Genomic DNA, 12,456 nt, shown 5'->3' with positions numbered 1-12,456 from the left:
AAATGGCAGAAGAACAATCCGCACTTCTGGAGGCCATCACGGCTTTCGGGTCAGATTTGCGCGCAAGACTTTTAGAACATATCAAACAGCGCCAACCGGTTGTCCAGCGTTGGGTAAAAGATATGTATCAGTACCGCAATCAGTATGAAGATGGTATTAAAACAAACAAATCAAAAGTATTTGTCGGTTATACGCGCGCAAAAACCGATTCATGGACGGCGCAGATGACAGATATGCTTTTCCCGAGTGACGATAAAAACTACGGTATTTCACCAACGCCAATGCCGGATATTGCGAATCTCGCAAAACAGCCTGACAGTAGCGATCCGGAACAAGCCGCCCAAATCTCTAATGCCCGTGCAATCATGCAACAGGCGAAAGAAAGTGCCGAAGCAATGGAGAAATTGATTGATGACCAGTTGTTAGAGTGTGATTATGCGGCAGAGGCGCGTTTATGCTTACATTATGCCGCCGTGTTAGGAACGGGAATCTTGCGTGCACCGGTGATTGATACGGTGGAATCTAAGGCTTGGCATCAAGATGAGTTAGGCAATTGGGTTGGTGAAATCGTGAGTAAAACCATTCCTGCCGCACATTTAGTCCTGCCATGGGATTTTGTGCCGGATATGACTGCGCCAACAATTAAAGATTGTCAATTTGTATTTGAGCGTAGTTATGTCACCAAGAAACAGTTACAAGCCCTTGCTAAAAATCCGTATTACTTAAAAGAAAGCGTGCTTCAACTGTGTGAATTGGAAGGCTCCGATACGCGTACCGCAAGTTCCGATATGGATGGATACATTGATACATTAAGGACGCTTTCAGGCCTTGAAACGCAAAGCAAAGACAATCGCTATGAACTGTGGACGTACCACGGCGGAATCCCTTTAACCGTTTTGGAAAGCGCAAACAGCCAATTAGGTGAAGATGATCGGTTGGTCATCCCTGACGATGAAGAATCACGCGCGGCGAACTTAGAGATCGATGGCGTGATCGTGATGGCAGGCAATGGAACAATCCTAAGCGTGAATCTCAACCCGTTAGAAACCGCTGAATTTCCTTATTCTGTTTATACCTGTGAGCCGGATGTTTGTTGCTTATTCGGGTTCGGCATCCCTTACCTTTGCCGCGATGCGCAGGAAATCCTTAACACCGCTTGGCGTGGCATGATTGATAACGGTGTTTTAGGTATCGGGCCACAAGCTGTTGTAAATAGCAGTGTACTCACTCCGGTGGATGGCAACTGGGAATTATCGCCTTACAAGCTATGGAAAACCAACGATCGGGCAACAGCAAATGCGCAATTTGAAGCGCAGCGTGCTTTTGGCATCTTTGATATTGGTAGTCGTCAGCAAGAGTTAGCTAATATTATTCAGCTTTCCAAGTCATTTATGGATGAGGAATCAGGGCTTCCTATGATTGCTCAAGGTGAACAAGGACAGGTAACGCCTACGCTTGGCGGTATGTCCATGCTGATGAATGCGGCTAATGCTGTTCGTCGCCGTCAAGTGAAAGAGTGGGATGATGCGGTTACTAAACCACTTATCCGCAGATTCTATGAATACAACATGAATATGTCGGAAGATGCCTCCATTAAAGGCGATATGCAAGTGGTAGCTCGTGGCACTTCCGCTTTATTGGTAAAAGAAACACAGACAGCACAAATTATTGATATTTTCCAGAAATTCGGTCAACACCCACAATTAATGCACGCTTTTGATTGGTACGATGGCGCGAAAACCTTAATGCAATCTATGAGTATGGGAACGCAAACCATGTTGATTCCACGCGAGGAATACGAACAGAAGCTACAAGAAATGCAGGAAGCACAATCACAGCAACCGCAAGATCCGGAAATCCTCAAAGTTCAAATGCAAATGCAGATTGCGCAACAGAAACAGCAACATGAAATGCAGTTAGAGCAGTTGCGCATGCAGAACCAGTTACAGATCGAGCAGATGAAAGTACAGATCAAAGAGAAAGAACTGGAGATCAAAATGCTTGAAGTGCAGATGAATCAAGAATCACAACAAGCGAGATTAAATCTGGATGAAAAATTAAGCACAGCGAAACTCACCACAGACTTGCAATTACAAACCGGTAAACAAGCAATCGATTTGGAAAAATTCAAAACCGAAGTGCGGTTGAAAAATACACCGCTCACCAATCCGAACGGAAACTACGGATTAGACCAATAACAGACCGCAACCTAAAAAGTGCGGTCTTTTTTATTACTCAATTTTAAGGGCAAATAACATGAGCTTTTACCTTTCCGACAAAGACTATAAAGAGATGATTGGTATTATCAGCGGCAATCCTGGTGGGAGAAAAGGTGATGATACAGGCGGTACCTATATTGATATGCCGTCAGCTAGCACCGAGCCGAAACAGCAGGGTATTGTTGCAGATACGGTTGATGCAGTACAAATGGGCGCGTGGAAAGGCGTAAGTGATATTGCACATGGTTTAGGCGCGTTAACCGGTGCAGATTGGTTACATAAGGTTGGTGATTGGGCTGGGGAAGGGGCGGACGAAAACCTTGCCACAATGTCCGATGAAATGAAAGCCGCATTGAATCAGAATGCGTTTGACGGAGAAGGGCAAGGAGTTAGAAATGTTCGTTGGTGGGCAGGCAATCTTGGCTCCCTGATCGGACAAAACCTTGATACTGTTTTAACCCTTGGTGCCGGCAAGGCGGCCACATTCGGCGTAAAACAAGCCGGTAAAATGTTGCTGAAAAAAGAAGCGGCCGAAGAAGTTGGCAAAGTCGCCGTAGAGCAAGCTGCTAAACGGGGTATTCCGCAAAAATACTGGAACATGGTAGGGATTACCGCCACCATGTCCGCCATGTCCGGTGGTGGACGGTATAGTCAAAAGCGTGACGAAGTTATGCAGATGACGAATGAGCAGCTATCACAAATTCCTCAATTCTCGGACGCTTACTATGAAATTGCTGACAGCGAGGAAGGAAAAGGGAAGTCTGTAGAGCAACTTTATGATTTAGCCAAAGCTTCTTTTGCGGATAAAGTCGGTCGTGATGCGGCGTTAAATCCTGCGGCAATTGCAACAGATTTAGCGACAAATGCAGTAAGCGGTCTTGGTGGCGGTTTCTGGGGGCTTGGAAGTCCGGCGAAAACTATCAAAGGCGGGCTCCTTAAAGGTGCAATGGTTGAGGGTGGCACCGAAGCCATTCAAGGCGTTGGTGAACAATACGCTTTGAACAAGGCTGAACAAGACAATTACAACCCGAACAAAGATTTAACTGAGGGCATGGCAGATAACGCCATCAATGGCGCCGTGCTTGGTGGTGTGTTCGGCTCTGCTATGGGTGGATTAGACACATACACCGACCGCCGCGCATTCAATAACCAAAAACGCACCTTGTTAAATCATATTAACACTGGCAATGAAGCAATTGATAGTCAGTTAAAAAATTACGTTGACATGCTCAACCAAGGCGCAGCCGATTTAGGCGATCTTGTTTCTGCGAGCCGTGTTCAAGCATTGAATAATGCCGGTATTGCGAATGCCCGCGTCCGCCAAATGGAAGAAGATGCCCGTGTTCAACAGCAAGCCAATGCACAATTTGAATCAGATTTCTTTGGTGAAGAGCAGACAGCGCAACCAAATCAGCCTGAATTTACAATTGACCCACAAATGGAGCGTGCGGTTTATGTAGCAAAAGCCATTGAGAAATTCAGAAAAGGGGATTTAGCTGGGGCAAATGAGTTCATCAGCGATCCGATGGTATTCGCCGACAATGCCGCAAAAAGCCAATTTGTTATCGACCGAAGTTTTGGTGAATTAAAAAGTATCGCAGAAGCCTACGGACTCAACCCGAAAGATGGTAAAGCCATGCGCCAATGGATTGAGGATTATATTGCCAAAGCGCGCGAATTCAACGAAAACAATCAACGACCAACACATGAAAGTAATCTTCAATTTACCGCCAATGTTGCACCAGAAAATCGAAGTGGTGTAGTCAGCGGTGCAAATGATGAAATTGATGTGGGTAATGGAAACTATCAACCTTTCCAATATGAGGTGGTAGATGCGACCATGCTTTCTCCTACACAACAAAAAGATGATAACCAATTCCGTGACCGTGACAGAACCGCAAGTCAATCGCAAATTAATAATATCGCACGAAATTTAGATCCGCGTAAATTGGCGGCAAGTCCAACCATGGATATGGGCGCACCTTTGCTTGCACTGGACGGGAAAACCATTATTGCCGGTAATGGTCGTACAATGGCAATCCGTCAAGCCTATCAAGAGGGCGGCGCTGATGGTTATCGTCAATTCTTAAAAGATAATGCCGGTCATTTTGGTGTTGATTCAGATCAATTAGATGCTGTAGAAAATCCCGTACTTGTTCGCCGCTTAACTTCACCGGTAGATATTGCGCAAGTCGCAATTAATTCCAATGAGCAAGGCGGAATGCGGATGTCTGATTTAGAACAGGCGAAAGTGGATGCGCGCCGTTTACCGAGTATGGATTCATTTATCGCAGGGGATAATGGCGATATTAATTCACCGGATAATCAACAGTTCATTCGTCAGTTCGTGCAAAACCAGCCGGAAAACTTGCGCAATGAGTTATTGGACGGTAAAGGCAATTTAAGTCAAACAGGCGTTCAACGCATTCGTAATGCAATGTTGTATCAAGCCTATGGAGACAGTCAAACCTTATCAAGATTGATTGAGAACACCGACCAAGGGGCTAAAAACGTACTCAATGCCTTAACCGCACTTGCGCCTAAAGTGGCTCAAACTCAACAAGATATTAATTCAGGCGTGCTTTCTGATGTCAGCATTTCTAATGCTATCATTCAGGCAGTAGAAAAATACAATCAACTCAATGCGCAAGGTTACAAAATCAATGATTATCTTGCACAGGATGATTTTGTGGGTGATTTATCGCCAGAAGCAAGAGAAATCTTAACTATCTTTGATGAAAATCGCCGTAGTGGAAAGCGCATTGCGCAAGTGTTAGGTGCATATTTCGATCAGGCTCAAACACATGGCAATCTATCACAAGACAGTATGTTTGGTGAGGTGGCATTCGATAAATTAGGATCATTGCAGCAAGCGAAGAATGTTGATGAAGATATCCGATTAAGTCTGAATGAATCGGCTGATTCTGATTTTGCGAAAGCGGTGGATGATGTAGCCAATGGCAAGTTTTCATCGCAAATTATTGATGTTGGCACAACTCCTAGCGTATTGAAGATGCTGGGTCTTCCTGATGTTAATGTGGTGATCAGTGGTGCAGTATTGAAAAAGGTAATGTTAGGAAAACATAATGTTACACCTGATACATTAAAACAGCTACCAAAACAAATTAATGATCCTGTAGCTGTAATGAAATCCAGTACACAGCAAAATGGTTATGTGGTTTTAACAGAGTTAATGGAAAGTGTGAATGGAATCAACAAGCCTGTTGTTTCAGCCTTACATTTAAAGCAAACTTCACAAGGAATTGAATTAATTAATATTGCTAGTGTATATGGACGAAATAATTCGCAAATTCAACGCGGATTAGAAAATGACTTGCTTTATTGGAATAAGAAAAAAGGAGCCAATTTCTTAGATAATCTTACGCTTCAATTGCGATCACCATTATCAGAAACTAACTCCATAAAAGGCTCGCAATTTCTGAAAACCCATCCGCTTCAATTGCATTGGGATCTTACATCAGACGCTAACCTTTCTATGAGAGATATTAAAACCGAAGCCGACCTAAGTCAATACCAAAGCGCAAAAAACAATCAGGAATCTACAGCTAATCCTGATATTCAGCGCACTCAAGAAATCTTACGCCAAACCTTTGGCAAAGCGGCAGAACATATTGAAGTTACGACCTTTGCTAACCCACCAAAAGACGTGAAGAACTTAATCACTTCTGACGTGGAAGGTTGGTTTAATCCGAAAACAGGCAAAATCACTATTGTTGCCGACAGTATCAAGCCGACAAAAACCATGACCAAAGACGAACGCTTACAGTTCGTTGCATGGCACGAAATGGCACACCGTGGAATCAACGTGGGCTATAAAGGCTCTTACGACAACCTTATGGCCGAAGTCGGCAAGAATAAAGCCGTAAGTCAAATAGCCGATGCAATTCAGAATCAACGCAAAGGCACAGATGACTTAGCCGCAACCAATCGAACTGTGGCGATTGAAGAAGCTATTGCTGAAATCATGGCAGCTAATGAAACTGGCAAATGGAATGAGCTTGAAACACGTTACGGCGTTGAAATCAAGAAGGGGCAACGCCAATCCGCTAAATCATGGTTGGCGATGACCGCACAACGAATCAAGGAATTCTTATCGAAAATCTTCGGCTTAGAACGTGCGGCGCAATTCTCTGATGACGATGTATTGAATCTTGTCGCTGATATTAAGAAAAGTGCGGTAGGAAATTTTAATGAAAGCGGTAACGTACGCTTTAGCCGTAATGAAGAATTAACCGAAGAACGCTACAACCAAGCCAAAGAAAATGGCGAAACCGAACTCACATTCCATCAATGGAAACAAGTTAGATCGCCTGAATTTAAAGCATGGTTCGGGGATTGGGAAAACGATCCTGAAAATGCGTCTAAAGTGGTGAATGAACGAACAGGTGAGCCATTGGTTGTTTATCACGGAACAGGTGAGGAATTTAATGTATTTGACAAGAATAAAGCGGGCGCAGGAAATGATAAAGGGTTAAGAGGAAAAGGGTTCTACTTGTCTCCAAATAGAGCAACCTCAGAATCGTATGGAGAAAAAATTATTGGTGCGTATGTATCATTAAAGAATCCATTTAGACCTAGTGATTTTACATCTGCTGAGGGAGTCGCCGAGCATTTAACAAATAAACTCTCTGAACAAGGTTACGAAGATTACACAGTTGATCCTTTTATTTTCAATGTAGGAAATTCATTTTCGGTGAGAAGCCAATATGCTGGAGCTTTCAGTTCAATACTAAAAGATGCTGGTTATGATGGCATTTTATATCCTAACAGACAAGAAATTGTCGCCTTTGATTCCAACCAAATCAAATCCGCCACTGATAACACTGGTGCATTCTCTAAAGAAAATGATGATATTCGTTTTAGCCGTGCACAATTACGCTCTAAAGCTGAAAGTTTGGAAAAGTTACGTGAGGCGGAAACCATCCGAATTTCAGGAAGAGAAATTGAGCCAAGCGAAGATTTTAGACAATATCGTCGTAATGCAATGGAATATGGTAAAACACTGCGAGGTTCTTATGTTAATGAGGATACCGGTCGTGAAATTTCATTAGGGAGAGCGGGAGTAACTGAAGTACTGCATCACGATATCAGCAATCCCGAACACTTGCAAAGTGTTGTGGCTATTCCTGAAATTATTGAAAACTCAATTTATATTGATACTTTGCCAAATGAAGATTTAGCCAAAAATCCTGACATTAAAGAATACGAGTATTATATAGCCGGGCTAAATATTGGCGGAGCTGATTACACCGTAAGAGCCTCAGTAGGAATTGCCACTACTGGCGATAAATACTACGACCATAAATTGACGAAAATTGAAAAAGGCGATCTTTTAGAAATGACCTCTCGCTTATCTAGTGCGGAGATTTCTAATCAATCGCCTTTATCAGAAGTCAATGATAAGCGCTTATTGCAAATTTTGCAAGATGCACAGGGTGAAAGCGATCAGCAAATTCATTCAGCTAATTTCAAACGTTGGTTCGGTAACAGTAAGGTTGTTGATGAAAATGGCAATCCGCTTGTTGTTTATCACGGTTCAAATGCTAACTTTACCATCTTTGATAAGAGCAAAATTGATATTGATAATCTCGGTGCGGGATTTTATTTTTCAAGTGAAGACATTGCCAACAGTTATGCGAACCGTCGCACGCAAGAACGTGGCGGCAAAGAAAATACTTATGCAGTTTACCTTAAAATGGAAAAACCATTAGATTTCCGCAATGTAACGCACGAACAAGCCATTGAAGCCAATAAACAAGAATTCCTTTCTTTTGGATTTGATGAAGCCGAAGCTCAACGTCAGGCGGCGGAATTAGTCGATGGATTCATAGCTGACACAAAAAGATTTAACGAAAAGACCGATTTTGCAATAGCGCTGCCTGATAATAAATCAGAAGGTATGCAACGTTTTATTAAAAATGAAGGCATTGATGGTTTCATTGTGCCGGGGAAAGACAAAGCAAGCGGTAAAGATGGGGTAGCATATGTGGTATTTGAGCCACATCAGATTAAATCTGCAACGAATAATAATGGGGACTTTTCTTCAGAAAACGCCGATATTCGTTTCTCCCGCGCCAACACAGCTCAATCTGCCCTTGATCTTTCTCAGACAGCCAAAGCTGAAAGCGAGCCAAGTCTTTGGGATGATTTAAAAGCGAAAGACTATTCAAGCTTTAAAGAACGTTTCAATCGTGCAGTGGGTAAAGTGGATGAATGGCTGGCTGATAGCCTGCGCCCGGTGAATGACTGGATTGATTCCATGCACCTTGAAGACCAAACAGGGAACACGAGTAGTCGAGACCACGAGAAACGCCGCTTGAAAGATGCCATGTACACCGCCAAAGGGAAACGTGACGCAATGAATTCCGAATTGGAACAAGCCTATTTGAAACCAATCCTCTCTAAGATTGCCGCACTTTCTAAAGCGACCAAGAAAAGCAAAAATCCGATTGATGAACTCACCATGAAGCGCATGGTAGGTAACTGGATATCGGCTAAATATTCCATTGAGAAGAACTTGGATTTATTGCGGAATGATGAAAAAGTCATGCTCGATGCTAAACAGTTATTGGATAACGCAAGACAAAACGGCACCGTTGCAGAAGTGCGCCGTTTGAATGATGCTTACCTGAAAGCGAAAGAGCAGTACGATAATCGCAAAGCGGACATTTACAACACCGACTACAAAAACAAAGGCAATCGTTTCAAGGCGGGTGTTGCCGGTGGTTGGTCAATCCCGGAAGCTGAATTGATTCTGAAGAACACTGAACAACATATTAGTAAATCTGATTTAGAATCGGTTGCTGAAATGGTCTATGACTTGAATCAAGCACGTTTGGAAATCGATCGTGCAAGTGGACGCTACACTGAAAAAGAATATCAAGAGTACAAGGCGAACCGCCATTACGTCCCATTAACAGGCGATCCGAATGCTGATGTTGATACCGATATTATTTCAGGTGCAGGTTCAAGTGCGGTCAATATCGGACGAGATAAAGCGCTAAAAGGTCGTACAAGTTCCGAAGCGGAAGATGCGATCGATGCAATGTGGAAATCCGTGGGTAAATCTACAACCTATGCCGGTTTCGCGGAGTTTAAAGGCAAGATTGATGACTTGTACGAAACGGAAGTAACCATGCTGAAAGAGAAAGGTTATTCCGATTCTCAAGCAAGGGAACAAGCCACGGCAAATTTAGGCATTAGTAAACGTAAAATGCAAGGTTTAACACGTTCGAGTGATAATGTGCTAATTCGTAAAGAAGGTGGCCAATATTATGAATATGAATTGCCGGCACAAGCAATGGAAGCCTTACGCAATGATAATGTAGAACACGCAAATGATTTTCTAAAATTACTTTCTAAACCGACAGGATGGTATGCGCGCGGTGTAACGCAATGGACATTGATGTTCGCTCCGGGGAACATGATGCGTGATACTTGGGAAAAATCAGAATTTATCCGGGTGCAGAAACTCTATGACAAAAATAATCGTTTAGTGGACAGCAAAACGATGGATAAAATCGGTCGTGCAACCATTGCGAATGCTTTTACCGACAAAGAAGTATGGCAAGCCACCAAGCGCCTTGGCTTTGGTCAAGAATTGCGTGATAGTGTGCCGGCAGAGCGTATGCTTAAACAGTTGCTCAAAGAGGGCGGTGTTTCAAACTACGGTACTTATTTGGATAAATCCGAAACCGATTTAATCAAGCGCTTGAAAAAAGAAAATAATCCTATCGCAAGCAAGCTCGAAAAAGCGGGTAAGGTGCTTGAGGGGTACAATAAAATGTTCGATACCGTTTCTGCATTAGCGGCTTATAAAGCCTTAGTGGAAAACGGCATTGATTCAAAACAGGCGGCGGCCACAACATTGGAGCTTACCAACTTCCGCAAGACGGGTTCCAAAATGCGTGGCATCAAAGCACTGTATATGTTCTCTCAACCAACCGTGATGGGCGCGGCAAACCTAATTCGTTATCTCTCCACCCGTAAAGGGCAGTATCGTTTTGCGGCGTATCTTGCCGGGATGACCGTGCTTTATACTGTATTGCGTTCAATGGACGATGAAGATGAGGGCGGTAACAAAATGGATCAGCTTGGCGATATTACCCGTTATATTCCACTCCCAATTGGTGATGGATATTACTTTAAATTCCCTGTTGGCTTTGGTATGCCGCAGATGGCGTGGAATTTTGCTACGAATATCGTAAAAGGTGCGGTGAGCGATATTTCATTAACGGAAGCGGGAGTGAATATGCTAGCGCACTCCTTGAAGACTTTTGCGCCGGTGTCTCCATCTGAAATTTCAGCAGCGAAATATCCGATGGAGAAATTGACGTTGACCGCAACACCAACAATTCTTCAACCATTAATGCAGAATGTTCTTAATCGTTCGGCATTTGGTAACAAGATCACGACAAACTTTGTGCGTGATGACAAGTTGAAAGCAGAGCAATCAAAGGCGACGACAGCGCAGTTCTGGAAAGATGTGGCGTTAGATCTCAATGATACCTTGGGCATCGATATGCACCCGGAACAAATTAAAAATTTGTTTGATGGGTATAGCTCAATGTTCGGCAGCCTTAAAGAGTTGAATACTGTCTTTATTGAAAACCCTAACCGTGAACAGTTAGGACGCAATACAAGAATGCCTTTCATAAATCAGTTTATTGGCACCACTAACGAGTTTTCAATTCAAAGCCGTTACTATGAGGCAAGCGGAGAGGCGGGGAATGTAGCGAAAGAGTACGAATCACGCAAAGCCCGTGGCGAGCTTGGTGATTGGTTAGATGATGATAAACGCAAGCTAATCAAATTCCACGAAGAAGACGCGTCAGTGGTTGGTAAAATGAAAAGTGAGAAAGCAAAACTTACCCGTGCACTTCGAGCGGGTCAAATTAGTGCGGTAGCCTATGAAAATGGCATTAAACGTTACAATAAAGACATGAGCAGAGTACAAGCTCAGATGTTGCGTAAATACCGCATGATGGAGGGTTTGAATACAAACTAATCTATTGACAAACAAAATATTTGCAGTAGAATTTCCCACAATAGCCGAATTGTAGAAATGCAGTTCGGCTTTTTTGTTGGAGTTTTTATGCAAAAGCTAAAATTGCAGAATGAAGCAGATAGAAAATCACTGATTGTTTATCTGAATACCCGGATTATTGAATATAAGCAGGACTTGTGCGAGGAGGGACTCACTCCTCAACAATACAATATTCTCCGAGGCAAAATTAAAGAATTACAAGATCTGGTCTCAGAACTGGATCATCAATCATAGACCCGCTCACCGTAGCGGGTTTTTTATTATCAACGAATTATCACAAGCCGCTTTATGCCGCTTAATGAGGTAATACATGGAAAATCAAGACACCGTAGAATTTAATGCTGACGCCGCTTTTGATGAAGCCGCTAATCAACTTGAATCAGGTGGACTAACTGCCAACAACGAGCCGTCTGTCGCAAATGACAATGTTCAGACCACGCCTGATCAGCGTGAGGAAAACCCTCCTCAAGAAAGCACCCCGCAACAGCCGGTTGCGCAAGAGGAAGAACCTGAATGGTTGAAAAATGCCACTGATGAAATGAAAGAACACTTCCGCTCAATGAAAGCAGATAAAGAGCGCTATGAACACATGGCTAAGTCTCAACGCGGTCGTGTTGGCGCGCTCTCTAAGAAATATCAACAGGCACAAGCTGCTTTGGAACAGCTCAAACAAAATCAAACTACCTTTGATAGTGAGCTTGAAAGTTTGCGTGCTGATTATCCCGAAGTCGCTGAATTCTTGACCCGCTTTGTCGCCGGTCAAAACAAACGTCTTGAAGATATTTCTGCCCCGATTGCTCAAATGGTGGATGCCAACGTGCAAGATTTTGCACAGCAACAACTTGACGGCTCAATCTCTTTAGTCACTCAAGCGGTTCCTGATGCCGATAATATCTTGCGCGATCCAATGTTCCATCGTTGGGTAGATACGCAACCAAATGGCGTTAAAGCAATGTTTAGCTCTGACGATCCGCAAGATGCGATTTATTTACTCAACGAGTACAAACGTGCGACATCCTCCATCACTGAGCAACGTAATAAACGCTCTCAACAATTGTCCGCCATGTCACTTCCGACAGGTCGTGCTGCACCGAAAGGTGGCGGTGAAGTGGATGAGAATGTGCTATTTAATCAATTAGCTGCTGAATTTGACAAGCGGCGATAGTTAGT

At 43.3% G+C, this 12,456-nt stretch carries 4 protein-coding genes; all 4 read left to right on the top strand.

What is annotated here, in order from left to right:
• Positions 1-2: 2 nt before the first annotated feature.
• The 4 genes from QZ106_RS07480 to QZ106_RS07465 all read left to right on the top strand — a co-directional run bounded on the left by QZ106_RS07480 (position 3) and on the right by QZ106_RS07465 (position 12,451).
• Positions 3-2,198 (top strand): hypothetical protein, encoded by a 2,196-nt coding sequence (locus QZ106_RS07480; RefSeq protein ID WP_295976078.1) that lies wholly within the window; start codon positions 3-5, stop codon positions 2,196-2,198.
• Between the two features lie 58 nt (positions 2,199-2,256).
• Positions 2,257-11,247 carry an LPD38 domain-containing protein gene (locus QZ106_RS07475; protein ID WP_295976075.1) on the top strand — a complete coding sequence of 2,997 codons (8,991 nt, stop codon included), beginning with the start codon at positions 2,257-2,259 and terminating at the stop codon, positions 11,245-11,247.
• An 87-nt stretch (positions 11,248-11,334) separates the two neighbouring features.
• Complete coding sequence (locus tag QZ106_RS07470; RefSeq protein WP_295976074.1) at positions 11,335-11,520, top strand: hypothetical protein; 186 nt, start codon at positions 11,335-11,337, stop codon at positions 11,518-11,520.
• Between the two features lie 76 nt (positions 11,521-11,596).
• Complete coding sequence (locus QZ106_RS07465; RefSeq protein ID WP_295976071.1) at positions 11,597-12,451, top strand: hypothetical protein; 855 nt, start codon at positions 11,597-11,599, stop codon at positions 12,449-12,451.
• The last annotated feature ends 5 nt before the right edge of the window (positions 12,452-12,456 follow it).

Origin of the sequence: uncultured Aggregatibacter sp., from assembly GCF_901873365.1 — a bacterium.
Lineage (GTDB): Bacteria > Pseudomonadota > Gammaproteobacteria > Enterobacterales > Pasteurellaceae > Aggregatibacter.
Note: the sequence above shows the minus strand (reverse complement) of the source record. Positions and strands in the feature narration are given on the sequence as shown.

Coding starts and splice junctions, on each gene's coding strand:
- QZ106_RS07480 (WP_295976078.1), top strand. CDS start 3: ATGGCAGAAGAACAATCCGCACTTCTGGAGGCCATCACGGCTTTCGGG.
- QZ106_RS07475 (WP_295976075.1), top strand. CDS start 2,257: ATGAGCTTTTACCTTTCCGACAAAGACTATAAAGAGATGATTGGTATT.
- QZ106_RS07470 (WP_295976074.1), top strand. CDS start 11,335: ATGCAAAAGCTAAAATTGCAGAATGAAGCAGATAGAAAATCACTGATT.
- QZ106_RS07465 (WP_295976071.1), top strand. CDS start 11,597: ATGGAAAATCAAGACACCGTAGAATTTAATGCTGACGCCGCTTTTGAT.